Source organism: Hyphomicrobiales bacterium (assembly GCA_016125495.1).
Classification (GTDB): Bacteria; Pseudomonadota; Alphaproteobacteria; order Rhizobiales; family RI-29; genus RI-29.
Genome location: WGLQ01000011.1, coordinates 1 through 24,203, shown reverse-complemented (window position 1 = coordinate 24,203; position 24,203 = coordinate 1). Strand labels below are relative to the sequence as shown.

General features: G+C 66.6%; 19 protein-coding genes. 9 read left to right on the top strand and 10 right to left on the bottom strand.

The features are described 5' to 3' along the window. Window positions 1-33: 33 nt before the first annotated feature. Complete coding sequence (locus GC150_10055) at window positions 34-1,218, bottom strand: acetyl-CoA C-acyltransferase (GenBank protein ID MBI1385242.1); 1,185 nt, start codon at window positions 1,216-1,218, stop codon at window positions 34-36. 286 nt (window positions 1,219-1,504) lie between these two features. Here GC150_10055 and phaR point away from each other — a divergent pair, with 286 nt between their 5' ends. Continuing rightward, window positions 1,505-2,239, top strand: a complete 735-nt coding sequence (gene phaR, locus GC150_10050) for a polyhydroxyalkanoate synthesis repressor PhaR (GenBank protein MBI1385241.1) — start codon at window positions 1,505-1,507, stop codon at window positions 2,237-2,239. A 31-nt stretch (window positions 2,240-2,270) separates the two neighbouring features. Here phaR and GC150_10045 read toward each other — a convergent pair whose 3' ends face one another. From GC150_10045 to mtgA, 4 genes are all read right to left on the bottom strand, one after another. Further along, the gene (locus tag GC150_10045; protein ID MBI1385240.1) at window positions 2,271-4,262 is read right to left on the bottom strand and encodes an EAL domain-containing protein; all 1,992 of its coding nucleotides are present in this window, start codon (window positions 4,260-4,262) and stop codon (window positions 2,271-2,273) included. A 172-nt stretch (window positions 4,263-4,434) separates the two neighbouring features. Beyond that, window positions 4,435-4,893 (bottom strand): hypothetical protein, encoded by a 459-nt coding sequence (locus GC150_10040; GenBank protein ID MBI1385239.1) that lies wholly within the window; start codon window positions 4,891-4,893, stop codon window positions 4,435-4,437. A gap of 119 nt (window positions 4,894-5,012) precedes the next feature. After that, window positions 5,013-5,201 (bottom strand): 50S ribosomal protein L32, encoded by a 189-nt coding sequence (locus tag GC150_10035; GenBank protein ID MBI1385238.1) that lies wholly within the window; start codon window positions 5,199-5,201, stop codon window positions 5,013-5,015. Between the two features lie 288 nt (window positions 5,202-5,489). Beyond that, a complete protein-coding gene (gene mtgA / locus GC150_10030) occupies window positions 5,490-6,236 on the bottom strand; it encodes a monofunctional biosynthetic peptidoglycan transglycosylase (GenBank protein ID MBI1385237.1) in 747 nt (248 codons plus the stop codon). Window positions 6,237-6,512: 276 nt separating this feature from the next. Here mtgA and GC150_10025 point away from each other — a divergent pair, with 276 nt between their 5' ends. Then, window positions 6,513-7,403, top strand: coding sequence for a polyprenyl synthetase family protein (locus GC150_10025; protein ID MBI1385236.1), 891 nt, complete (start codon window positions 6,513-6,515; stop codon window positions 7,401-7,403). Window positions 7,404-8,210: 807 nt separating this feature from the next. Here the strand turns inward: GC150_10025 and GC150_10020 are convergent. Continuing rightward, entirely contained in the window at window positions 8,211-9,038 is an 828-nt protein-coding gene (locus GC150_10020) for a hypothetical protein (protein ID MBI1385235.1), read from the bottom strand. 391 nt (window positions 9,039-9,429) lie between these two features. Between GC150_10020 and GC150_10015 the strand changes: the two genes are divergently transcribed. The 3 genes from GC150_10015 to GC150_10005 all read left to right on the top strand — a co-directional run bounded on the left by GC150_10015 (window position 9,430) and on the right by GC150_10005 (window position 11,415). Continuing rightward, window positions 9,430-9,732, top strand: a complete 303-nt coding sequence (locus GC150_10015) for a hypothetical protein (GenBank protein ID MBI1385234.1) — start codon at window positions 9,430-9,432, stop codon at window positions 9,730-9,732. 107 nt (window positions 9,733-9,839) lie between these two features. Continuing rightward, window positions 9,840-10,163: a hypothetical protein gene (locus GC150_10010; GenBank protein MBI1385233.1), complete on the top strand. Its 324-nt coding sequence runs from the start codon at window positions 9,840-9,842 to the stop codon at window positions 10,161-10,163. 280 nt (window positions 10,164-10,443) lie between these two features. Continuing rightward, window positions 10,444-11,415 (top strand): calcium/sodium antiporter, encoded by a 972-nt coding sequence (locus GC150_10005; protein ID MBI1385232.1) that lies wholly within the window; start codon window positions 10,444-10,446, stop codon window positions 11,413-11,415. Here GC150_10005 and ispG read toward each other — a convergent pair. Beyond that, window positions 11,367-12,647 carry a flavodoxin-dependent (E)-4-hydroxy-3-methylbut-2-enyl-diphosphate synthase gene (ispG, locus tag GC150_10000; GenBank protein ID MBI1385231.1) on the bottom strand — a complete coding sequence of 427 codons (1,281 nt, stop codon included), beginning with the start codon at window positions 12,645-12,647 and terminating at the stop codon, window positions 11,367-11,369. The two genes, GC150_10005 and ispG, sit on opposite strands and share 49 nt — an antisense overlap. A gap of 318 nt (window positions 12,648-12,965) precedes the next feature. Here ispG and GC150_09995 point away from each other — a divergent pair, with 318 nt between their 5' ends. Then, window positions 12,966-16,931, top strand: coding sequence for a hypothetical protein (locus GC150_09995; GenBank protein MBI1385230.1), 3,966 nt, complete (start codon window positions 12,966-12,968; stop codon window positions 16,929-16,931). Window positions 16,932-17,006: 75 nt separating this feature from the next. Next, a complete protein-coding gene (locus GC150_09990; GenBank protein ID MBI1385229.1) occupies window positions 17,007-18,344 on the top strand; it encodes a VWA domain-containing protein in 1,338 nt (445 codons plus the stop codon). Window positions 18,345-18,460: 116 nt separating this feature from the next. On the opposite strand, the gene GC150_09985 is transcribed toward GC150_09990, so the two are convergent. From GC150_09985 to GC150_09975, 3 genes are all read right to left on the bottom strand, one after another. Continuing rightward, window positions 18,461-19,813, bottom strand: coding sequence for a TRAP transporter large permease subunit (locus GC150_09985; protein ID MBI1385228.1), 1,353 nt, complete (start codon window positions 19,811-19,813; stop codon window positions 18,461-18,463). After that, window positions 19,810-20,409 carry a TRAP transporter small permease subunit gene (locus tag GC150_09980; GenBank protein MBI1385227.1) on the bottom strand — a complete coding sequence of 200 codons (600 nt, stop codon included), beginning with the start codon at window positions 20,407-20,409 and terminating at the stop codon, window positions 19,810-19,812. The genes GC150_09985 and GC150_09980 overlap by 4 nt, the downstream gene beginning before the upstream one ends. A 177-nt stretch (window positions 20,410-20,586) precedes the next feature. Beyond that, a complete protein-coding gene (locus GC150_09975; GenBank protein MBI1385226.1) occupies window positions 20,587-21,702 on the bottom strand; it encodes a C4-dicarboxylate ABC transporter substrate-binding protein in 1,116 nt (371 codons plus the stop codon). A 355-nt stretch (window positions 21,703-22,057) separates the two neighbouring features. On the opposite strand from GC150_09975, the gene GC150_09970 reads away from it, so the two are divergent. Both GC150_09970 and GC150_09965 read left to right on the top strand, forming a co-directional pair. After that, on the top strand, window positions 22,058-23,716 hold the full coding sequence (locus GC150_09970; GenBank protein ID MBI1385225.1) for a choline dehydrogenase: 1,659 nt from the start codon (window positions 22,058-22,060) through the stop codon (window positions 23,714-23,716). Window positions 23,717-23,829: 113 nt separating this feature from the next. Beyond that, window positions 23,830-24,203 (top strand): ectoine hydrolase DoeA (locus GC150_09965; GenBank protein ID MBI1385224.1); only part of this gene is annotated, 374 nt, incomplete at its 3' end.

Below are 24,203 nucleotides of genomic sequence, written 5' to 3'. Positions count from 1 at the left end.
CTTGAGATCCGTTGTCCGCGACGCCGGGGCTGCCTACATCGCCTCGACGCACATCGCGACGCCCATGCCGCCGCCGATGCACAGCGTGGCGAGACCCTTCTTGGCGCCGCGCCGCTTCATCTCGAAGAGGAGGGTATTGAGGATGCGCGCGCCCGAGGCCCCGATCGGATGACCGATGGCGATCGCGCCACCGTTGACGTTGACGATGTCGGTGCTCCAGCCGAGGTCCTTGTTGACGGCGCAGGCCTGGGCCGCGAATGCCTCGTTGGCCTCGACGAGGTCGAGGTCCCCGATTTTCCATCCCGCCTTCTCGAGCGCCTTGCGCGAGGCCGGGATCGGACCCGTTCCCATGATCTGCGGATCGACGCCGGCGGTTGCCCAGGAGACGATGCGCGCGAGCGGCGCGATGCCGCGCTTGGCCGCTTCCGCTTCTGTCATCAGCACGACCGCGGCCGCCCCGTCGTTGATCCCCGAGGCATTGCCTGCCGTGACCGTTCCGTCCTTGTCGAACACCGCCCTGAGCTTGGTGAGACTGTCGAGCGTCGCGCCGTGGCGGATGTATTCGTCGTTCTCTACGACGACGTCGCCCTTGCGGGTCTTGACGGTCACCGGCACGATTTCGTCCTTGAAGCGCCCGGCCTTCTGGGCGGCTTCGGCCTTGTTCTGCGAGGCGACGGCAAAGGCGTCCTGTTCGTCGCGGGTCAGCTGCCAGCGCTTGGCGACGTTCTCGGCGGTGTTACCCATGTGATAGCCGAAGAACGCATCCGTGAGGCCGTCCTTGATCATCGTGTCGACCATCTTGAGGTCACCCATCTTGGTGCCCTCACGCAGGTGCGCGACATGCGGCGCCATGGACATCGACTCCTGGCCGCCCGCCACGATGATGCGCGCATCGCCCGTCGCGATCTGCTGCATGCCGATGGCAACGGCCCGAAGTCCCGAGCCGCACAGCTGGTTGAGGCCCCAGGCGGTCGTTTCCTGCGGACAGCCCGCCGCCATGGCGGCCTGGCGGGCGGGGTTCTGCCCCTGACCGGCCGACAGGATCTGCCCCATGATGACTTCGTCGACCTCCTTGGCATCGACGCCGGCGCGCTCGAGCGCACCCTTGATGGCGGTTGCCCCGAGGGCGTGGGCCGAGAGGCTGGCGAGTGAACCGTTGAACGAGCCGACCGGTGTGCGGGCGGCGCTGGCGATGACGATGTTCGAGCTGCTGCTCATGGAACTCCTCCTGAGCCCGGCGACCGCTGGGGGGACCGCTGGCGGGGTCGGCTGGTGTTGACGGCGAGGCGCGGTGGAGGCTCGGAGCCCCGGAACCGCACTTGGCGCGAATAAACCATGCTGCACTGCGCACTGCAATCGAGACCTCCGACGCACTCGCCGCATGGACCCGGTCGCCCGCACACGCACGCGACCCGTGCCCCGCGATGACGTTCGTGCGACAATCGCCTTTCGATTACCGATGACTGTGCTATTGATATTGCGATGCGAAAGGAGGCCGCGCGGCATGCGGCGGTCTCCCCGATCGGGAGAGGCCGCGGTGAGCAAGTCGACCAAGTCCACCGGCCGTCAAGACGGCCCCGTGCGGATCAAGAAGTACGCCAACCGGCGGCTCTACAACACCGAGACGAGCGCCTACGTCACGCTCGACGATCTGGCGGAGATGGTCCGCGCCGAGCGCGAGTTCGAGGTCGTCGACGCCAAGACGGGCGACGACCTCACCCACAGTGTGTTGACCCAGATCATCCTCGACCAGGAAAGCCGTGGCGAGACGTTGCTCCCGATCAACTTCCTGCGCCAGCTGATCCGCTTCTACGGCGACAGCATGGAAAAAATGGTCCCGCGTTATCTAGAGATCTCGATGGCGACCCTGTCGCGCGAGCAGCAGCGCTTTCGCGAGCAATTCGGCTCGGCGGTGGCGACCAATCCGATGCTGTCGGCCATGCCCATCGAGGCCTTCCAGCGTCAGGCCCAGCAGAACCTCGAGATGTTCGAGAAGGCATTTTCGGTCTTCAGCGCGTTCGGCGCGCCGCTCGCCCCGGGCTCCACGCCGCAGCCAGAGCCCGTTCGCGAGGAAGCGGCCCCCCGGCCGGCCGCCGCCGCACGCCCCGCTGCACAGTCCCGTCAGGCATCGCGCGAACAGCCGTCGCCCAAGAGCGACCCGGACACGAGCGAGGAGCTGAAAGCATTGCGCGACCAGCTCGCCGCCATCCAGAAGAAGCTCGACCGGCTCGAGGATTGAACAGGGCCGCCGACATCCACCGCGCCGTCGCTCAGGACGCCGCCAGCACCTCGGGTTCGGCGGTCCCCGCTTCGACCGCTTCGCGAACCGAGAACCCAGGTCTGCAGAGCACCGGACGGCCGAAGTGGAAGCCCTGCAGGTAATCGATGCCGACCTCGGTCAGCATGCGCGCGGTCACATCGTCGCTGACCCACTCAGCCACCGTTTCGACACCGAAATGCTGCGCCAGCTCGGCGAGCTTTTCGACGAACACGCGATCCTCCGGCGCCTTGGCGAGACCGGCGATGAACGAGCCGTCGATCTTCACCATGTCGACGCCGAGCAGCTTGAGATTGCGGAACGAGGTGTAGCCGGCTCCGAAGTCGTCGATGGCGACACGACAGCCCAGCTCTTTCAGCGTGTCGACGAAGGCGATCGACTTGTCGACGTCCTCGATGGCGACGGTTTCGGTGATTTCGACGATGAGACGGCTGGTGATCTGCCGGTCGCCCGACGTTTCCCGATCGAGCGCCAGAATCCAGTCGTGATCGACGGCGGTGAGGCCCGAGACGTTGACCGAGACGACGATCGAGGGATCGGCGCGCAATTCGGCGAGCGCGAGTTCGAGCACGTGCCGGTCGACGAGGCGAGAGAGGCCGAGCTGCTCGGCGATCGGCATCAGGGCGCCGGCCGAGATCGTCGTCCCGTCGTCGCGATCCATCCGCAGGAGGCATTCATAGAAGATCGGCTGCAGCGATCGGGTCGACACGATCGGCTGCAGCGCGAGGCGCATCCGCTGCTTCTCCACCGCCTCGACGAGATCGTCGGCGACGCGGGCATTGCGCGATCGCTGGCGCTCGAGCGCCTCGCCCTGCACGTAGGCGCGGAACGTGTTCTTGCCGCCGCGCTGGGCGCCGTGCAAGGCATGCAGCGCGTGCCCGAACGCGTCCGACGTATTCGAAGCCGAGTCGGGCAGGATCACGCCCCCCACGCTCGCCGAAGCCACGATCCGGCACTCGGGCCCCTCGATCGGCGTCGAGCGGACGGCATCGATGAGACGCTCGGCGACCGTGCGCATGGCCGAGAGGTTGCAGTCGTGAACGATCACGCCGAGCTTGTTGCCTGAAAAGCGTCCGGCCGCATCGCCGGCCCTGAGGCGCGAGGCGATCCGGCGTCCGACCTCCGCGATCGTGTGATCGCCGGCAGAAAAGCCGAAGGTCTCGTTGATCGCGCCGAGATTGTCGATGGCCATCATGAGGAAGGCCGCTGGCTTGCCGGTTGCGCTCGCCTCCGCGATGAGCGACCCGAGCGCCTCGTTGAGCCGCGCCCCGTTGAGCAGTCCGGTGAGAGGATCGCGCTCGTCGAGCGCGCCATGCCGTCGCTCGTCCTCGCGCCGTTCGTCGATCACCCGCATGAGGCCGGCTGCTTCCACCACGCGGCCGTGCGCATCGCGGAACGCCATGCCCTGGTCCTCGAGCCAGATCTCGTCGTGCAGCCGACGGCCGCGCGGCATGAATCGGATCTGGAAGCGATAGGCCGTGGCCTCACCGGCTGCCTCGCTGCTCGCGCGGGCCCTCGTCACCGCCTCGTGGTGGGCGCCGGCGTGTTCGCTGGCGATGTGCGCGTGGAGTGCCTGGCCGGTCGCCAGATTGGCCGCTGCATCGACTCCGAGCACCGCGCTCGCGTTGGTCGCCCAGACGATCCGGTCGCTCTCGATGTCCCATCGGTAGGCCGTCTCGCGAACCGATTGCAGGATGGCGCCGATGTCGAGGGGCCGGCATTGCGCGATCGGTGATGTCTCGTCCCGCGCCGGGGCAAACGTCTGCTGAGCGCTGGCGGCTGCCACCGGTGCAGCGGCGCGCGGCGATTGAAGTCGATCGATTGCCATGCGAGCGGGCTCACCTTCGCCGATGCCGTGGTTGGCGTGCGCGACCGTTCGGCGCGTGCGCGCCTCTTTTCGGACGAACCGACGCCGGGGCCGCGCTGGGGACGATCCGCGCCCGGCCCTTGTCGGCGCAGGCAACCGCCGCGACGCACCATTCATGCCGGCATCATAAGCGGGGGGTGGTTAAGAAGCAGCTAGTGAGCCCTGGCAGCAATGGGCAGCATCCCGTTTCGAAAATGCGAGGGCCGCGACTGCTGCCACGGCCCCTGTCACATCGTTCGAAATCGTGAAAGCCGTTCCGGCGACGAGGAGGCCGGCGCGTGGCTCGGTCTCAGGCGTCACCGACGCCGAAGCCGATGTCACGGCGCGCCGTGCGTATGCCGATGATCGATCCGGCCACCACGTCGATGAGCGCCATGAGCGTCAGCATGAAGAACGTCGACGTCGCCGCGTTGTCGTCCAGCAGGAACTGGATGATGAAGATGACGAAGAGCACCGTCGAGAGCGCCTGGTCGGCGAGCCCGGCGCCGCGCGTGTAGGTCGACTTGATGACCTCGATGCCCAGGAGAATGAGCGAGATCATCAAGATGAGGTCGCCGGTGTTGAAAATCCAGTAGCCGCCGCTCGGCATGCCGATGCGGAAGATCTCGGACTGCAGCACCTGATAAGCGGGTGTCAGATCGGCATCGGTCAAGCCAGTCGCCGGATTGGCCGCCGGCGCACCGATCAGGATGACGGCATTGTAGATGATCAGTGACAGGATCAGAAGCGGGATGGCTTTGAGCGACATGATGTTCTCCAAACGACGGGCTCGAACCCGAATTCACGGCCCGAACCGCCCGGCGACGCCGAGCGCGGATCGTACCCCTACTCGTCACGAGCCGCCAACCGCGCCCGATCGGGCCCCGATCAGGTGTTGTCGCCCTGCGGCTCGAGAATTTGGCGTCCGCGGTACATACCGCTTTTGAGATCGATATGGTGCGGTCGCCGCAGCTCCCCCGAGTCCTTGTCCTCGACATAGGTCGGGTTCTTGAGAGCATCGGCGGAGCGCCGGTGCCCCCGCTTCATCGGCGACGTCTTTCGCTTTGGTACGGCCATGTCAAATCATCTCTCGCAACCGCGAACGCCGCCAGCGGCGCCGGCTTCATCGTTCGCTCGGGCCCCGCGTCGCGAGGCCTCGTCATCTGTTCAGCGACAAAAATCGGGCCGGGCAGAGCCCGGCCGCGTTGCCCCGCCTTATAATGGCTTCGTGTCCGCGAGGCTAGGCCCTCGATGGCGAAATCGTCGTCGGAAACCGACGTCGACGGGTGCAATGTGGTGTTTGGCTCGCCGCTGCCACCGGTGCGCACCTCGTTCGCGGCCTGCGGGCTCGGTTGTCGGGCCGGATCAGAGAACGCAACCAGCATAGTTTCCGGCTGCCGCCATGCGCTTTGCAATGATCGCGGCCTTGCGCTGGGTCCTCGGACCCGCGTCGCCGGCGTCCCGCACGGCCGGATTGGGCAGCGACGCGGCGAGCAGCGCGGCCTCCCGACCGGAAAGCTGGGATGCGCGTTTCGAAAAGTGGTGCTGCGCGGCCGCCTCGATCCCGTAGACACCCGGCGCCCATTCCGCGATGTTGAGATAGACTTCGAGCACCCGGCGCTTGGGCCAGACGAGATCGATCGCGGTTGCCAGCGGCAGCTCGATCGCCTTTCGCAGGTAGCTGCGACCCGACCACAGGAAGAGGTTCTTGGCCGTCTGCATCGTGATGGTGCTGGCCCCGCGCCCACCGCGCGTCATCACAGCGTGGTGCAGTTCGACGAGATCGACCCCCCAGTGGCGGCAGAAGCGGGCATCCTCCGCCATCACCACCGCCTTGAGCACGTTCGGCGAGATGTCGTCGAGATCGACCCATCGGTGGTCCACCGCGCCGGTCTTGATGTAGTGTGCGAGGATGGCATTGGAGCCCGGCGGATCGACGAAACGATAGATCGCCACCAGCGCCAGATGATGGGCGACGAGCACGCCAGCGAGCACGATGGCGATGCGTGCCATTTCGCGCAGCCGGATGTGAGGCGTGCGGAGCCAGGAGGCGCGACGCCCCGGCTTGCTCCCCGCCCCTGTCGCGGCCACCACCGCGGGGCGACTCGTCATTGCTGTGCCGACAGGCGAAGTAGCCATGTTGGCCCCCTTGTCGAGCCTAGGGACGCCGTGCACGCGGCAGCGCCGTCTCCATCTCGTTCGTTGATTTCAGGCGGCCCGACCTGCCGAAGTGGTCGTCTCACCCGCCTCGTGATATGGCCATGCGGGCACCCGGTGCAATGAACCGCGTGCCGACCGAACTGCGCGGGCCAAGGTCGACTGGCCGCATACCCGCCGCCAAGACCCCGACGGATGCCGAACTCGATGACCAGTCACAACGGCACGAATATGACCTTCGAGGCGCGCCTTGCGGCCTGTGGAAAGCGCATCGAGGCCGTTCTCGAGGCAAAGCTCGAGCGCTCGCTGCGTTCAGCCCCCGAGCGGCTTGCGGCCGCCATGCGCCATGCGGTGCTCGGCGGCGGCAAGCGCTTTCGCCCGTTCCTCGTGCTGGAAACGGCCAACCTGCTTGGCGCCTCGAGCGAGGCGGCCCTCGAGGCCGGTGCCGCCGTCGAACTCATCCATTGCTATTCGCTGGTCCATGACGATCTGCCCGCCATGGACGACGACGCGATGCGGCGCGGTCGTCCGACGTGCCACGTCGCCTTCGGTGAGGCGACGGCGATCCTTGCCGGTGATGCGCTGCAGTCGCTTGCCTTCGAAATCATCGCCAGCTCCGAAGTGATCTCGGACCCTGCCATCAAGCTCGAACTGGTGCGATTGCTCGCGGTCGCATCCGGGGCGGGCGGAATGGCAGGCGGCCAGCAGCTGGATCTCGAGGCGGAGGCTGGCGGAGAGCAGACGCTCTCATCGATCGCGCGGATCCAAGCGATGAAGACCGGCGCACTCATCGGATTTTCAGTCGAGGCTGGCGCTGTCCTGGCGGGCACGGCGGCCGACGACCGCTTGCGCATGGCCCGCTTCGCCGAACTTCTGGGGCTCGCATTCCAGATATCCGACGACCTGCTCGATGCCGAGGGCGACGCCGCCGCCGCCGGCAAGGCGGTCGGCAAGGATGCCGCCGCCGGCAAGGCAACGTTCGTCTCGATGCTCGGCATCGCTGGCGCCCGCGAAGAGCTCACCGGGCTCGAGCGGGAAGCGCGCGTTCTCCTTTCCGCTTTTGGCCCGCGCGCATCGGTGCTCGGTGAGGCGCTGCGCTTCGTGGTCAGTCGTCGCTCTTGAGGAACGCTTCCGGCGGCGACGCCGCCGCGAACGTGCGCCCGAGACCGCGCCTTAGTGTGCCGAACCACCCGCCGAGCGATCGCAGCCCGACCAGGAGCACGCCGAGCGCGCCACCGCCGAGCAGCGTCGTCGTGCCGTCAATGAGGAGTAGGACGCTGATCGCCAGCGCAAGAACATAGAGCAAGGCGCAGGCGAGCGAGACCCACCAGAAGATTCCTCCGCCGGCAACGAGGCGTGGCCTGCGCCCGGTGCGGGCAATCTCGGTGAGCAGCGCCGTGACGAACTGGCGGTAGGTGAGACGTCCAGTTCCCGATGTGATCGCCAACCCTTGTCCAGCGAGGCGCATGAACGTGAGCCGCTCGCCGCCCCCGGCCACTGTGCAGGCGAGGGTGACACCGCCCAGGCCGGGCACCGCGTACAGCCGGATCGTTTCGATGTTCTGGAGCGCGAGAATGCGTTCGCCGCTTCGCCCGCTCCAGGCGAGACCGTCATGCTGCAATCTGATCTCGCGCTTCCTGTCGAGATAGAATGGCGCACGGATCTCACCGGACGCCAAATCAATGCGATCGGCGGTTTGTGCATTCCTCCCGGACTTCGTGGGGGCGGAAGCGCTCGCGATGGTAGCGCTCAACATGGCTGAACTGTCCTCGTTGGGTGGCCTTTGACCGCGTCCGCGGCACCGAGCCTACGGAGCGCCCTGAACAATGGAAACCCGAGAGGATCGCGTGCTGTCGGCGCACCGAGACCCGGCACCTTCTGCGCGCGGCCGACGGTGAGCGCGCCTTGTGGGCGGCGTGGTACCCCGTCCTACCGCATGCCGCGACGAGGCAGGTCGATCGGCAGGAATTCGACGCCGGACTGCTGCACCGGCTGCGGATAGAGCTTCATGAGTTCGAGGATCTCGGTCGGCATTCCGGTGCGCACCGGCAGGCCGAGCGCGTTGGCCTCTTGTGAGGTGAGGGCGTAATCGTGCGTCCAGTGCCCGCCGGCGAGCTTTTCAGCGAGGGCCTCGGCGGTGGTCTGATCCATCCGCGGCGTCAGGATTTCGACGGCTCCGCGTTTGACCTGCGCCAGCGCCTTTTCCCCGACGTCCGCCAGCACCAGTGTGAGGTCCAGCACGTGCTCGACGGGCTTGCTGTCACGGGCGCGAACGATGCTCGCTGCAGGCAGCCCGACGATCTGTGGATCGATCGGCCCCAGAACGGAGAACTCGCCGAGCACGATCTCGTCCGCCGCGAGCGCGATCAGCGTTCCGCCGGACATGGCATAGACCGGCACGTAGACGGTCACCTTCGCCGGGTGCGCCTCGACGGCGCGTGCGATCTGCATGGCTGCAAGCACGAGTCCGCCGGGCGTATGGATGACGAGATCGATCGGCATGTCGGAGGGTGTCTCCTTGATGGCCGCGATGATCGTCTGGGCGTCCTCGAGGTCGATGTGCCGGGAAACCGACATCCCGAAGAGGCTGCGCTTTTCCTGGCGGTGGATCATCGTGATGACGCGGGTTCCGTGGGCCTTCTCGATCGCCGCGATCGCGCGCGCCCTCTGCATGGCGAACCAGCGCCCCATCAGCAGCGGCTGAAGCGCCATGAGAGCAAAGAGAAGGAAGATGATGGTGGAGAAATCGAGGTTCATTTGGCTGTTTCCTCAAAGCGTTCGCCCGGGCCGATGGTGTCGGGCGATTTGAGCACCATGCGCCGGCCGTGGAAAGCCCGCGACCGCATCCCTCGCGCCACGGGCCTCTTCGTCAGGTGCCTCATCGCGCCCTTGCGGTGACGAATTCGACTATCCGTCGTCCCAGCGACAGAGCCTCGGGTCTCGGTCGTGCCCTTCGCCAAGATGGCGGAATTGCGATCGAGCCGAAATTTTTTTGCCCCCCTGTTCGACTCTCCCGAGGTTCACTAATTGAAGTCGTGCACGGTGGCTCGGCTGCCGTCGTAATCGTCTTTCGGGACCGACGCGGACCGCGCCAGCGGGCGGCGCTCGACCAGCGAGCGCAAAAAATCCTTGATAGTGGAGAACGGACATGAGCACGCACACGCGTGTCGCGACCCTTGCTGCCGTCGGTTTGGCGGCGGCTCTTGGCCTTGCTACGAGCGCCGAGGCTTTGACCCTGACCAACAGGGAAACGTCCCCCCAGACGATCCGTGTGACGGAAAGCGGCAACGCCACCGAGCTGCAACTCGCCCCCGGGGAGGTTCTGGACATCGAATGCGCCTCGGGCTGCGACATCGAGGTGGTCGGCGGAACTGCGACCGAGCCTTTCAATGCGGCTTCCGACCAGAAGCTGGAAATCAAGGACGGCAAGGTCGTCGAGAGCAACGGCTGATCTGACGGTCCGGGTGGCCGGCGGCTTTCCCGCCGGCCACTTGTCGCTTGTTTCATGGTCGGACCCTGGGAAAGCCTCGGCGTCCGGTTTCGCGGGAGTGGAAGGTAATGTGGTACGAGCTTGGCCTGGCCGAACTCCCTGGAGTTTCGGTTTCGGGCATGCGCGACGGTATTGGCCAGATCGTGGCGGCCTTCGGGGCGACGGTGTTCCTGGTCGGCGCTCCCTTCATTTGTCTCGAGGCGACGATCTGGGCATCGGCCTATGTTCTGGGCCTGCCAGCGCTCGTGGAGCATGGCGCGTACTGGATTTCGGTGGTTGCGGCACTGGTTCTCTTCGTCGTTGTCTTCCGAAAGGCTTATCGCGCCGAGGTCGCCTTGCGCCAGGGTGCCGAGCCGCCATCCTGGTGGGAAGGGCAGGGCACCGGCGTCTGACTTGCGCACTGGGCCTCGGCGGTGCCGGAGCGGCTCCGGGCCGGACGCAGGGGAGTGCGGCGGCGCAAGATCGGATCGCTTCGGCCAGTCGTTGATTTCTTTTCCTTCAGATCGTGCGCGCCGGCTCTGGCCGACGTTCGCCGAGTACCATCACACGCACCTGCCCGTAGCGTGCCCCGCCCATTGTTCTCGCCCGTCGGCCGAACCTCCGCCATCCGGCACGACCCTTCCCGACAGCACTTCCTCGCATGGCCACCGGCCGAAGGGAGACGTATTCGCGATGACCTACCTCATGCTCGGTCTCGGGTTGGCTGGCCTCATGCTCGGTGGTGAACTGCTCGTGCGCGGTGCCGTCGCCATTGCCGCCCGGCTCGGCATCTCCCCACTCGTGATCGGCTTGACACTGGTGGGTTTCGGCACCTCCACTCCCGAGCTCGTCACCAGTATCCAGGCCGCCGCCGCAGGTTCTCCCGGCATCGCCGTCGGCAATGTCGTCGGTAGCAACATAGCGAATATCTTCCTCATCCTCGGCCTTGCCGCGCTCTTGCGGCCGATCGTCACGCGGCGGCGCGCCATGCTGCGCGACGGTTCGGTGCTGCTGGCCGTCACGATTGCCTGCGGTCTGACGTTGATGGCCGGTTCCATGGGGCGCGCGGTCGGCCTTCTTTTCGTCGCGCTACTCGCGACCTACGTGGTTGCGACCTATTTTCACGAGCGTGGCGATGTGGAGGGCGCCGGCACTGCGGAGCCCAATGAGATGTCGGGTGCCTCGACCACGATCCGCCCCATTCTGTTTGCCCTGGGGCAAGCCGGCATCGGCCTTCTCGTCCTTCTGGTGGCCGCTGATGTCCTCGTGCGCGCGGCCATCGAGCTTGCCGCGTCGCTCGGCGTCTCGGAAACCTTGATCGGTCTGACGGTGGTCGCCGTTGGCACCTCCCTGCCGGAACTCGCGACCTCCACGATGGCTGCGGTGCGTGGTCAGGGCGACGTCGCATTCGGCAACATCGTCGGCAGCAACATCTTCAACATCCTCGGTATTCTCGGTGTTACCGCGGTCGTCCAGCCGCTCGTCATCCCGCCGGAGATCATGCAAGTCGACGTCTGGGTGATGCTCGCCGCGACCGCCGCGCTGCTCGTCGTTGCGGTCACCGGATGGCGCGTGACGCGCCTCGAGGGCGGCGCACTGCTTGCCGCCTACGCCGGCTACGTTGTTTTGCTCTCGTTGACGAGTGCGGGAGCCGCCCCCGCCTGATCGCGTCTGCCTGCCCCGTAGCGCCGCTCGACGTAGGCTTCCACGATCTCGGTGAACTGGCGCGCGATGTCGGCGCCCCTGAGCGTCATCGCCTTCTGCCCGTCGATGAACACCGGCGCGGAGGGCGCCTCGCCGGTACCAGGGAGTGAAATGCCGATATCGGCGTGTTTCGACTCTCCCGGCCCGTTGACGATGCAGCCCATCACCGCGAGATTCATTTCCTCGACCCCCGGATATCGTACCTTCCAATCGGGCATGCGCTCGCGCACGTGGTCCTGGATCTGCTTGGCGAGTTCCTGAAAGACCGTGCTGGTGGTGCGCCCGCAGCCTGGGCACGCCGCAACGATCGGTACGAAGGATCGCAGCCCCATGGTCTGGAGCAGCTCCTGGGCGACCCTCACCTCGAGCGTGCGATCGCCTCCCGGCTCCGGCGTCAGCGAGACGCGGATGGTATCGCCGATTCCCTCCTGCAGCAGGATCGCCATGCCGGCACTCGACGCGACGATGCCCTTCGAGCCCATGCCCGCCTCCGTCAGCCCGAGATGCAGGGCGCGCCCCGAGCGGCTGGCGAGCAGCCGGTAGACCGCCACCAGATCCTGCACCGCGCTGACCTTGGCCGAGAGGATGATCCGCTCGTCGCCAAGCCCCATCGCATTCGCCCGGTCCGCCGAGAGCAGCGCCGACTGCACGATCGCCTCGTGCATCACCTCCCGCGCGTCGCGCGGCTCGGGCAGCCGCGAATTCTCGTCCATGAGATGGGTCAGCAGTTCCTGGTCGAGACTGCCCCAGTTGACCCCGATGCGCACCGGCTTGCCGTATTCGAGCGCCCGCTCGATGATCTGGCCGAACTGCGTGTCGCGCTTGGCCTTGAAGCCGACGTTGCCGGGATTGATCCGGTACTTGTCGAGCGCCTCGGCGCAGGCCGGATGATCCGCGAGCAGCTTGTGCCCATTGTAGTGGAAGTCCCCGACCAGCGGCACCTGGCAGCCCATCGCGGCGAGCCGCTCCTTGATGTGCGGCACCGCGGCAGCCGCCTCCGGCCGGTCGACCGTGATGCGCACGATCTCCGAGCCCGCCCGCGCCAGCGCCGCCACCTGCGCCGCCGTGCGGGCGGCATCGGCGGTATCGGTATTGGTCATCGATTGCACGACCACCGGCGCGCCCGCGCCGATCGTGACGCTGCCGATCCGCACCCCGGTCGTCGGTCTACGAATGACATTGTGCTGGGTCATCGATGCTGGCTCCGCGGACTGAGGGGCTCGGCACGGCCGGTTCGGCGCGAAAGCTGGAGGTGCGGGACCCGGGCGTCAAGCTTCGTCTGACCGGCCGCCCCGGAGCACCAACCTGCCATCGGACCTTTTCCGAAGGACGATGGCATACCAGATCACTGTGACGGCGGTCCCATTGCCGCCGCAAGGGGCGGCCATCGCTGTTGGATGACCGGTGGAGCGCCGAGTTCATCATGCGTTCACGCGCGTAATGATGTAGTATTCATTTAGCTGTGCTAGTTTGCTCGACAAGCGGGGCCTCGAGTGCGGATGCGGTTCGGATTGTCTGTTCTGAGAGAGGGACTGTCGCCAGCGAGGCGGTTGGCGGCCTGCCGCGCCGCGGTTGCTTGGCTGGGCATGCCGGCGCGCGGGCCGTTGGCCGTCGTGGCGACGCTGGCCCTCGCTTGGCCGCATCGCGCGGAGGCGGCTGCGAGCGCGCCTGCCGGTGCGGGCCATGAGCAGGACCTCTTGGCCGCGACCCTCAAGGGCCTCGAAGGGGTCGCGGCGAGCTTTGCGGCCACCCTGCCCCAACTCGTCACGCCTCTGCTGATCCTCCTCGTGGTTGCCAGCGTGGCCGTCATGGCCCGCCGCCTCGGCCTTCCGGGCCTCCTCTCGGGCAGCGGACATTTCAGCCACATGTGGCGCATCTTCTCGACCCAGGTGCTGACCAACTGGCGGCTGGTGTTGCTCGGCCTGACCGGTCTCGTGCTCTCGCTCGCCTCCGGTTGGACGACCTGGGACGGGATGCGCAACTTCACCGGGGACTGGGTTCTCAGCCTATTGATCACGTTCGGTATTCAAGGCGTGATGTTGATCGCCGCCTGGCTCATCGGCGAGAGTTTCGCGCAGGGCTTTGCCCGCCCCACCCAGCCGGTCGGGCGCCGCTGGTGGCTGAGGGCGATCATCGTCGGGGCGACCGTGCTCGGCGCCACCTTGCTCGCCGATTCCATGTTTTTCGGCGGACCGACCGTCTGGACCTGGTTCAGTGCCGACGCCAGCGCCGGCTTCGACCTCCAGCGCCTGCTGCTATTCGCCGGCGTCGCCGTCCTGGCCGGGCTCTTCGGCACCACCTCGTTCAGTGACGATATCGTCCTGCCGTACCTGCGGGGCATCAAGACGATCCTCGCCAACCTGCCGCTCTGGCTGATGTTCGCGGCCTGCATGGCGACCTCGGTCTTTTTCTCGTTCGACAGCCTTTTCTCGCACATCTTCGATGAGAAGGAGCGCGAGCGTGCCGCCGAATTGCGCGTACGCAACAATGTCGCAGGCGTCGTCGCCGACGTCGGCGCGCGTATCGAGCTGCGCCGGCGCGAGGCCGTCGAGCGCCTGTTCGCCTCCAGCGCCTGGCAGGGCTACAATGCCGACCTCTCGGCGCTCGTCGGGGTGGCGCAGCGTGCGCCCGAAGAGCTGACCCGCATGAAGCTGGACCGCGTCGGCCAGCAGAGCGCCCGCGAGACCGCCGAGCGCACGACGATCTCGCGCGCCGAGCAGGAGCGTGTGACCCTCGCTTCCGAGCAGGCTCGCCTGCTTGCCGCCCAAACGCCCGATGCCGCCGCCGCCGTCGCCGACCCGGCAAGTCCGCAAGCCCGCCGCGCCGAGATCGAGGCCGCCCTCGCCGCAAAGCGCGAGGAGATCATCAAGGCCGAGGCCGACATGCGCGGTGAGGCCGAGGGCGTGCGGGGCACCGGCCAGGCGGGCCGCGGGCCGAAGTGGCGCGAGCTGCGCGACCGCCTCGCCGGCCTGCGCCTCGACCAGGACGAATTGCAGCGCCGGCTCGATGCCATCGTCGCCGACCTCGGCCGCCTCGACGACCAGCGCGCCGCGCGCAACGCCCGTCTCGAACAGATCGCCACGCGGATCGCCGCGCTCGACGTCGAGATCGACGCCGCCAAGCAGCGCCTTGCTACCGTCCAGGCCGACGCCGGCAGCAACATTGCCGACGATCTCGACGCGGCCGGAGGCATCCGTCAGATCGAGCGCGAGCGCGCCACCTTCCGCCGCGACCCGACCAAGGAGACCTACGACCGCATCCAGGCGCTCTGCAATGCGCTGCGCGTCGCCGTCGGCCAGGTCCCGACCCTCGCCGAACAGACCTCGGGCCTCGACTGCGAGCCCGAAGCAGCGAGCGAGGCGGCCTCAGAGGTCTTCAACTACAATGGCGCCCTCGCCGCCTTCCGCGAGAATTGCGCGGCCGGCGAGCGGGTCTCGGGCGGCACCGCGAACTCGCTGCTGCGCCACGGCAACGCCTGCATCCAGGATTCGGGCCTTCCCGGCGGCGACACGGAGGAATTCCGCACCCTCCTCAACCGCGTCGCCCTCAACCGCGACGACAAGGCGCACCGCTTCGTCGTCACCGCGAACGCCTTCAACGACGGCAACAACCTCGCCTATCTGGCCCTCGCGATCGCCATCGCGGTCGACGCGCTGGTCTTCATGTCGGGGCTCTTCGGCGCCAACGTCATGCGCTCCCCGCTTGCCGAGGTGCCGGTCGACGACGGCATGACCGTTTCCATGCGCGAGACGATGTTCAATGCCGCTCTCGGCGAGAACGGGCGCATGCGCTATGCCAATGCGCACCTCGTCCTCGATCACTTCAAGCCGGTCAAGGAGAGCGGACCCTATATGGGCGTGGTGGATATATCGGGCCTTCCGACGGGCCTGCGCGCCACCGCCTCGCGCATCCTGACGGCCGGCTCCGACCTCGGCCTCGTGCATGACGACGGCAACGGCCGCTACCACGTCAAGGGTCCGTTCTACCGCCAGCTCAACCTCATTTGCGACCGCGAATACGTCACCAATCCGGAGTTGCGCAGCGAGCTCCAGACGTCGAGCGCGCGGAAAATCATCGCCAGCGTCGACCACCAGTTCCCGCTTTCCGAGGAGGATCGCCTGCGCATCGAGCGTGAGAGCGAGCGCAGGGTCAAGAAAGAGGAGCACGGGGTTCTCGACGATGAAATCAAACGTCTCGCGGTGATCATCGAGGAGGCCGCCCAGCCGAATCCGGCGACGCACGCCGATTTTCTCCTTCGCCTCATGAGGGCACTCCCGGACGCGAGTGAGTTCCGTCACCATAGCGATAAATTCACTCACGTCGTCTACTTTAACGAGGCCGTCGAAGAGTTGAGCCAGCGCCGCCAACCTCTGCTTGCCAAGACGGCTAGCGCGATGGTTGTAGACAAAGATCGCGAAGGAGGAGGTTACTCTGAGGAGGATTTAAAACGTGCCTTTGAACATCTGAAGTATTGTCTGGCCGACATGGCGCGTAATCTCCTCCACGTCGGCAAGGCCGAGGGACACGTTGCCGCCCACAAGCGCCCGTCGGTGCCCGGCAGCATCAATCCGGGCGCGGAAACGCACTTGAGTTCCGGCATCTATGTCGTCGACCGGGCCTTCTACCGCAGCCTGACCAAAGTGCGCGCGGACGGGCTCAAGGGTACAGCAAGGGGAGTGGCTGCGGGCAATATGAACGAGTTCCCGGCAACGACCTTCGACTTGATTGCCGACTACGAGCACAAGTTCCTGAAGAACCAGATGCGCCGCATTGCAGCAGATCTCCTGCCGGCGCCGAGCACCGCCGCAAGGAAGGCGTTGGCCGCCCCCGAGGAACAAAAGGCTCTTCCGAGTCCGGCGGAAACCCTCGCCCGTCAGGAAGAGGGAAAGCGTCAGTACGCCCGCCTGGCGATGGGGGCCATTCTGAATACCGTTCTCGGCCTCGACAACAAGGTGACGCAGCACCGACTCAATGCACTGGCGGCGTCCGCCGGACCGGAAGACGTCGAATTGCGCCTTAATGCCTTCCTCGACGAGCGACGAGACGGCCGCGATGTGATCGAAAGCGTGCGTCAGGTTGAATTAGCCCGGCTCGCTGCGGCGATCGAGAACGCGGCAGGCAAGACGGGTGGCGATCATGTCGCCGAGGTCCGCGACGAGTTCAAGCATGAGACCATGCAACGCCTGCCGTTCTGGGTGCTTCTGCGACTTGAGACCTTCATCGACGAGACGCGGCAGCGTGTACTGACCGACTCGCGTTTTGCCAACCACGGCGAGGACGTCCGCATGTCGCGCGTGTCGGCTGGCCTACTTGAGGATTTTGACACCGTGACCAACGGCGGTGTTGGCAATCGCACTATCGACGCCATACTTGATCTCTTGCCTCCGGCGACGCGCCTGCATGAGTTCGTCGAAAGGGAGCCGGAGCGCTCGGCCGACGGCGAGATCATCAATCTCGAATCCCGCCGAAGCCGCTGATCAGCCCACCCCCATTTCCGCCGCACTCCTGGGCTATCTGTTTCTTCCCCGTGTAGAAACCGGAGCTCCAACAGCATGGCTGTAATCCGCAGAATTGGCCTTGCGGCCGCCGTTCTGGCCGCCGCATCGGGCCTCGCCCCGCTGGCCTCGGCCGCCGAGGTGCGGGTCGAGACACGCCTCGGCCAGTCGGCCGTCGTCCCCGGCAAGACCACCACGATCTATCTTCGCATCAACCTCGAGGGGGTCCGCCCCGAAACCGAGGCCGCCCGCACGCCCGTCAATGTCGCCATCGTCGTCGACCGCTCGGGCTCCATGCAGGGCGCCAAGCTCGATAGCGCCAAGGAGGCCGCGATCATGGCTCTGTCGCGCCTCGAACAGCGCGACATCGCGGCCATCGTCGCCTACAACCACGAGGTCGACATCGTCCTGCCGGCGACCCGCGTCGATGGTCACGCCGAGATGATCGCCGATATCAAGCGCCTCACCGCCGCCGGCCGCACCGCCCTTTACGCCGGTACGCGCGAGGGCGTCGCCCAGGTCAAGAAATTCCTCGCCGACAACCGCGTCAACCGCGTCATTCTCCTCTCCGATGGCCTCGCCAACGTCGGCCCGAGCACGCCCGACGAACTCGGCGCCCTCGGTCGTGAGGCCGTCAAGGATGGTATTTCGGTCACTACCATCGGCCTCGGCCTCGGCTACAACGAGGACCTCATGGCCAAGCTCGCCTACAACTCGGACGGCAACCACGCCTTCGTGGAAAAGGAGGATGATCTCGTCCGCATCTTCAACCAGGAGTTCGGCGACGTCCTCTCGGTCGTTGCCCAGGACGTCGTCATCGAGATCAACTGCCACACCGGCTTTCGCCCCAAGCGCGTCCTCGGCCGCGAGGCCGAGATCGACGGCGGCCGCGTGACCATGCGCCTCAACCAGCTCTACGGCGCCCAGGAGAAATATGTCGTGCTCGAGCTCGAGGTGCCCGCCGACGGCGCCGCCGGTGACGCAGCCATCGCCGACGTCGGGGTCCGCTATCGCGGCACCGCGGCCGGCGCGAGCGAACAGAACGTGACGAGCCAGGTGCGCGGCCGTCTGACCCGCTCCGAGACGGAGGCCGAGGCCAGCCTCGACAAGGACGTCATGGCCGATGTCGTCCTCCAGGTCTCCAACGAGGTGAGCGAGCAGGCCGTGCGCTTGCGTGACCAGGGTCAGGTGGAGGCCGCTCGCGAGCTGCTCCAGCGCAACGCGCAAGAGCTTGCGACCGGCGCCGTGCTCTATGCGGCTCCCGCGCTCAGCGAACTCGCCGAGAAGAACCGCGCCGACTCCGCCGCGATCGCCTCCGAAGGCGAGGAGTGGAACAAAACTCGCAAGGCCCTCCGCGCCCGCCAGCACGGCCTGAAGACGCAGCAGGCGTACTGATCACGCGCCGCCGACCTTTCCCGTTCCCGCCGATGACGCCGCGGCGGGGATGCGGTGGAGCGAAAGGGTGAAGATCCAAGCAAGGGCGCCCCGCCGGGGCGCCCTTTTTCACATCCCTACTTGCCGTAGATGACCGACGGCAGCCACAGCACGATCTCGGGAAAGATGATGAGCAGCACCAGCCCGAAGAGCTGCAGCACCATGAACTGCATCATCCCGAGATAGATGTCCTTGAGGTCCCACTCCGGCACCACGCCCTTGAGGAAGTAGGCCGACAGCGCCACGGGCGGCGATAGCCAGGCCGTCTGCAAGTTCACGGCAACGAGAATGCCGAACCACATGAGGTTGGCCTGTGGGTCGCCCTCGATGAACGCCAGCTTGTCGATCAGCGGAATGAGGATCGGCACGATGATGAGCACGATAGGCACCCACTCGAGTGGCCATCCGAGAAGGAATATGAGGGCCATCACGATCGCCAGCACGACGTACTTGTCGACGTCGAGCCCGAGCAGCAGCTCGGTCAGCATGGTCGGCGTGCCGAGCCGCGAGAACACCGCCCCGAAGAAGTTGGACGCCGCGACCAGGAAGAGGATGAGGACCGAAATTTCGAGCGTCTTGATGAGCGCCTCGTAGAACCGCCCGGTCGTCATCTTGCCGTATGCGAGGGTGAGCAACAGCGCCCCGATCGCACCGCACGCCGCACCTTCCGTCGGTGTCGCCCACCCGAGCAGGATCGAGCCGAGGGCGAAGGCGACCAGCATCGACGGCGGCACGAGCCCGAGGACGAACTCGCGAAAAACCTCCCCCATGCTCGTCGGCCGCTCCTCTTCCGGCAGCGGCGGCCCGAGCGAGGGATCCAGCCAGCAGCGGATCAGCGCGTAGGCCATGTAGATGAGCGCCAGCATCAGCCCCGGAATGATGGCGCCGGCAAAGAGGTCGGTGACCGGAACCTCGAGCACCGGTCCCATGACGACCAGCATGATCGAGGGGGGGATGAGGATGCCGAGCGTGCCGCCTGCCGTGATCGTGCCGGCGGCCAGCCGCACGTCGTATCCCGACCGGTTCATGGTCTTGGCCGCCATGATCCCGAGGATGGTGACGGACGCCCCGACGATACCCGTCGCCGCCGCGAAAATGGTGGAGACGAACAGCACGGCGATATAGAGCGCGCCTTTGGTCCGCGAGAGCATGAGCTGGACCGAGCGGAACAACCGCTCCATCAGCCCCGCCTGCTCCATCATGATGCCCATGAAGACGAACAGCGGCACGGCGGCCAGCGTCTGCTCGTTCATCACGTTGTTGAATTGCAGCGTCATCAGGTGGACGACGAGCTTGTAGCCGAAGCCCCATGCCCCGAAGACGATGCCGAGGAAGATCAGGGTGAAGGAGATCGGGAAGCCGACGAAGATCGCGAACAGCATGACCGCGATCATCATGAGGCCGATGACCTCGGGAGCCATCGCCATCATGCCGGCCACCTGTTTCGGTTGATCGCATAGAAGCACTTGAGCAGTTCGGAAACGCCCTGCAGCATCAGCAGCGCCGCCCCGACAGGCATGGCCGTTCGCACCGGCGCGACGGGGGCCATGAAGGCCGTGTCCATGCTCCGCTCACCCCGGATCCATGCCCTGGCGGCATAGTCGTAGGAGATGTCGAAGAACAGCCACATGGCGGGAAAGAAAAGCAGAATGTAGAGCGCCGCGTCGACGGTCGCCTGGCTTCGCGGCGACCATCCCCGGTAGATGAAGTCGGCGCGGATGTGTACGCCCTTGAGCAGCGCATAGGCCGCCCCCAGCATGAACATCGCACCACACAGCATGCGGCTGACGTCGTAGGCCCACATCGTCGGGGCCAGGAACAGTTTCCGCGCCACCACCTCGTAGACCATCGAGAGCATGATCGGCACGAGGATGAACGCGACGATCCGTCCCGACCACGACACGATGGTGTCGATCGCGGTGATCGTTCGAGCCATCCAGGGGGCCATATCGGCTGGCAGTGCGCCGGGGGCGCCGGAGCGCCGTTCCGCGATCAGTTCGTCGGAGAATTTGTCGGGACCGCTCATCCCCGGCTACCCCCATGGCGTTCGGAGGGACCGCGCCATGCGGTGCCCTGCGCGTGTCCGGTCGGGACGGTGCGTGTCTTGGATTTCTTGTCCGGGTGCCCTGCCTAGATGGCGCGAGCCGCGGCCGGAGATGCCGGCGGGGCGGCGGCGCACTGCCACCGCCCCGACCGGTGATCCCTACTTCTTGAGCGAGCGTGCGTAAGCCATCCCGAGGTTGGCGTTCGAGAGCTGCGAGCCGGCCCAGAACGGCACCGCGATGTTGGCGAAGTCGCGCTGGCTCTCCCAGACCTTCTTGAAGAACGCATTTTCGGCCGCGTTCTTCTCGAGCGAACGGCGGGCGGCTTCCATGTACTCCTTGAAGTAATCCTCCGGCGTGTCGTGGAGCTGGACGCCGTGGTTGTCGACGAGGTCCTTGAGGGCCCGCCCGTTCTCGATGATGCGATAGGCCATCGACTTCGTCAGGGAGGCGTTGGCCGCCACCTGCATCGCGCGCTGCTGGTGTGGGGTCAGGCTCTTCCAGACATCACCATTGATGTAGATGTCGGCGTTGACGACCACCTGGTGCAGGCCCTGCAGGTAGTAGTGCTTCAGCACCTTCTGGAAGCCGAATACGCTGTCGGGCTTGGGGCAGCACCATTCGGCGGCATCGATCGTGCCCTTCTCGAGGGCTGGCAGAATGTCGCCACCGCCCATCGCCACCGCCGCGACGCCGATGTCGTTGTAGGTCTGGCCCGGGATCCCGGGAGGCGTGCGGAAGCGATACTTACGGAAGTCGGCCATCGAGTTGATCGGCTCACGGAACCAGCCGAGCGCCTCGGGCCCGACCGGCTGCAGCATGAGACCCTTCACGTTGACGCCCATTTCCTTCCAGAGTTCGTCGTAGAGTTCCTGGCCGCCGCCGTAGAGGAACCAGGAGAGGAAGGCGATGTTGTCGATGCCGACGCCAGCGCCGGCAACCGGCGAGCCGAACAGCATGGCGGCCGGGTGCTTGCCCGACCAGTAGTGCGTCCAGGCGAAACCGCCCTCGATGAGGCCGGAATCGACGGCATCGAGCGTCTCCTGCACGCCGACCACGGCGCCCGCCGGCAGCACCTGGATCTCGACCTCGCCGTTCGTCAGGTCGAGGACGTCCTTGGCGAAATCGTTGAGCATGGTGACCTCGTCGGCCTTGGCCGGGATCACCGATTGGACGCGGATGACGGTCTTGGCGATCGCAGCGCCCGGCGCGAGCGCCGCCAGCCCGGCGACCGCCAGCCCCGCGATTGCGAGGCCGATCGACTTGGCAAGTTTCATTTCGTCTTCTCCTCCCAGTTGCCGCCCGCCTTGGCGCGGCGGTTTCGCGTAAGCGGTCGTCCGAGGGGGCGCCGCTCGTTCTCGAGTGCCCGCCACTCTGGCGATTGTCGAGCAATCCGGCAACCCGCTTTGCTCGCCAGGCACGCCGCGCACCGGTCGCGCAGGTTTGTTGCATGCGATGCAGCTGGCGCGCTACTCTCCACCTCCGAATGACGGGAATTCAGATAGTTGGCTGAATTTAATAGAAAATCCGGAGCATGAATGCGTTCGGTGCCGGCGAGACCGACGAACCGGCGGGTCTGGTGTCGGCCGGATGGTCGCGGTTTGGGGTGGCGAGCGAGCAGGGGCCGCAGGCATGGCGAAGGGGCATTCGAGCGGCGCGATCGGGGCGGCTGGCGCGGCGCGTCCGGGCGGCGAATTCGACCTGATCGTGGTCGGTGCGGGCTCGGCCGGCTGTGCGCTCGCCGGCCGCCTCAGCGAGGACCGACGCCTCCGCGTGCTGCTCCTCGAGGCTGGTGGTCCGGACACCAATATCTGGATCCACATTCCGGTCGGCTACTTCAAGACGATGCACAATCCCGAGACCGATTGGTGCTACCGCACCGAGCCGGACCCGGGCCTCGGCGGCCGCCGCCTCGATTGGCCACGTGGCCGCACTCTAGGCGGCTCGTCCTCGATCAACGGCCTCCTCTATGTTCGCGGCCACCCGAGTGACTACGATCGCTGGCGCCAGATGGGCAACGTCGGCTGGGGTTTCGACGACGTGTTGCCCTACTTCAAGCGCTCCGAGGACCAGGAACGCGGCGCCGACACCTTCCATGGCAAGGGGGGCCCGCTCGCCGTCTCGAACATGCGCATCCGCCGCGAGATCTGCGAACGCTTCATCGCCGCCGCCGAGCGTTGCGGCATCCCTCGCAACGACGACTTCAACGGAGCGAGTCAGGACGGGGTCGGTTATTTCCAGCTGACCACCCGGGGCGGGCTCAGATGCTCATCGGCCCGCGCCTTCCTCGCTCCGGCCCGTTCGCGCCCGAACCTCGAGGTGCGCACGCATGCCCATTCCGAGCGGATCGTGGTCGAGGATGGCCGCGCCGTCGGCGTCGTCTACCGCGACCGCGAGGGCACCCGCCACGAGGTCCGCGCCCGCGCCGAGGTCGTGCTGGCTGCCGGAGCCATCGGCTCGCCGCAACTCCTCATGCTGTCCGGCATCGGTCCGGGCGCCCATCTCGCCGGGCTCGGCATCGAGACCCGGCGCGATCTGCCGGGCGTCGGTGGCGACCTCCAGGACCATCTCCAGGTTCGCGCCGTCTTCAAGGTGGCGCGCCCGATCACGCTCAACGACGAGGTCAACAACCCGATCCGTAAGATGCTCATGGGAATTCAGTTCGCCCTGACGCGCCGGGGACCTCTGAGCATGGGGGCGAGCCAGGTCTGCGCCTTCGCGCGCACCCGCGAGGGGCTGATCGCCCCCGACATCCAGTTCCACGTCCAACCCCTCTCGGCCGACAAGCCTGGGCGCGGTCTGCACCGCTTCTCGGCCTTCACCTCGTCCACCTGCCAGCTTCGCCCCGAGAGCCGCGGGCGCATCCGCCTGGCTTCCCCCGATCCGCTTTCCCACCCGCTGATCGAGCCCAACTACCTCTCGACCGCCATGGATCAGGAGACCGCCGTCGCCGGCCTCAAGCTCTCGCGCCGCATCGCTGCGAGCCCGCCGCTTGCCGAGGTCGTCTCCGAGGAATGGTTGCCGGGGCCCGATGCTCGCAGCGACGCGGAACTGCTCGAGGCCTGCCGCCGGATTTCCCAGACCATCTACCACCCGACCAGCACGTGCCGCATGGGCAATGACAGCCATGCCGTCGTCGACGCGCGCCTCAGGGTGCATGGCCTCGCCGGCCTGCGCGTCGCGGACGCCTCGGTCATGCCGACGATCACCTCGGGCAACACCAATGCGCCGACCATCATGATCGCGGAAAGGGCGAGCGAAATGATCCGCGAGGATTTGCGTTCCGGCTGAGCGTCTGGCGACCCCGCCAGGGCACGGTACCCGAAGCCACTGGCGCTCGCCGTTCACCCGGCTATGCTGCTGCAACGCTGAGCCGACAACTTGCCAACCGGGGAGCCCCGCGAATGTCAGCCGACAACCTGCCTTTCTCGCGCGCGGAATACGCCGATCGCCTCGCGCGCACCCGCCGCGCCATGGAGGCCGCCGGCCTCGACCTCCTTTTCGTCGCCGACCCATCGAACATGGCCTGGCTCACCGGCTACGACGGCTGGTCGTTCTACGTGCACCAGGGCGTGCTGGTGTCGCTCGCGAGCGATCCCGTCTGGTGGGGCCGTGGCATGGACGCCAAGGGGGCGCTGCGAACCGTCTGGATGGCCGACGCCGACGTGATCGAGTATCCCGACAACTACGTCATGTCGACCGAGCGCCATCCCATGCAGCACCTCGCCGGGTTGATCGCGTCGCGCGGCTGGGGCTCGGCGCGGCTCGGTGTCGAGAT

Excerpts from the sequence above, each read along its gene's own strand:
- GC150_10055 (MBI1385242.1), bottom strand. The coding sequence starts at position 1,218 with ATGAGCAGCAGCTCGAACATCGTCATCGCCAGCGCCGCCCGCACACCG.
- phaR (MBI1385241.1), top strand. The coding sequence starts at position 1,505 with ATGCGGCGGTCTCCCCGATCGGGAGAGGCCGCGGTGAGCAAGTCGACC.
- GC150_10045 (MBI1385240.1), bottom strand. The coding sequence starts at position 4,262 with ATGAATGGTGCGTCGCGGCGGTTGCCTGCGCCGACAAGGGCCGGGCGC.
- GC150_10040 (MBI1385239.1), bottom strand. The coding sequence starts at position 4,893 with ATGTCGCTCAAAGCCATCCCGCTTCTGATCCTGTCACTGATCATCTAC.
- GC150_10035 (MBI1385238.1), bottom strand. The coding sequence starts at position 5,201 with ATGGCCGTACCAAAGCGAAAGACGTCGCCGATGAAGCGGGGGCACCGG.
- mtgA (MBI1385237.1), bottom strand. The coding sequence starts at position 6,236 with ATGACGAGTCGCCCCGCGGTGGTGGCCGCGACAGGGGCGGGGAGCAAG.
- GC150_10025 (MBI1385236.1), top strand. The coding sequence starts at position 6,513 with ATGACCTTCGAGGCGCGCCTTGCGGCCTGTGGAAAGCGCATCGAGGCC.
- GC150_10020 (MBI1385235.1), bottom strand. The coding sequence starts at position 9,038 with ATGAACCTCGATTTCTCCACCATCATCTTCCTTCTCTTTGCTCTCATG.
- GC150_10015 (MBI1385234.1), top strand. The coding sequence starts at position 9,430 with ATGAGCACGCACACGCGTGTCGCGACCCTTGCTGCCGTCGGTTTGGCG.
- GC150_10010 (MBI1385233.1), top strand. The coding sequence starts at position 9,840 with ATGTGGTACGAGCTTGGCCTGGCCGAACTCCCTGGAGTTTCGGTTTCG.
- GC150_10005 (MBI1385232.1), top strand. The coding sequence starts at position 10,444 with ATGACCTACCTCATGCTCGGTCTCGGGTTGGCTGGCCTCATGCTCGGT.
- ispG (MBI1385231.1), bottom strand. The coding sequence starts at position 12,647 with ATGACCCAGCACAATGTCATTCGTAGACCGACGACCGGGGTGCGGATC.
- GC150_09990 (MBI1385229.1), top strand. The coding sequence starts at position 17,007 with ATGGCTGTAATCCGCAGAATTGGCCTTGCGGCCGCCGTTCTGGCCGCC.
- GC150_09985 (MBI1385228.1), bottom strand. The coding sequence starts at position 19,813 with ATGATGGCGATGGCTCCCGAGGTCATCGGCCTCATGATGATCGCGGTC.
- GC150_09980 (MBI1385227.1), bottom strand. The coding sequence starts at position 20,409 with ATGAGCGGTCCCGACAAATTCTCCGACGAACTGATCGCGGAACGGCGC.
- GC150_09975 (MBI1385226.1), bottom strand. The coding sequence starts at position 21,702 with ATGAAACTTGCCAAGTCGATCGGCCTCGCAATCGCGGGGCTGGCGGTC.
- GC150_09970 (MBI1385225.1), top strand. The coding sequence starts at position 22,058 with ATGGCGAAGGGGCATTCGAGCGGCGCGATCGGGGCGGCTGGCGCGGCG.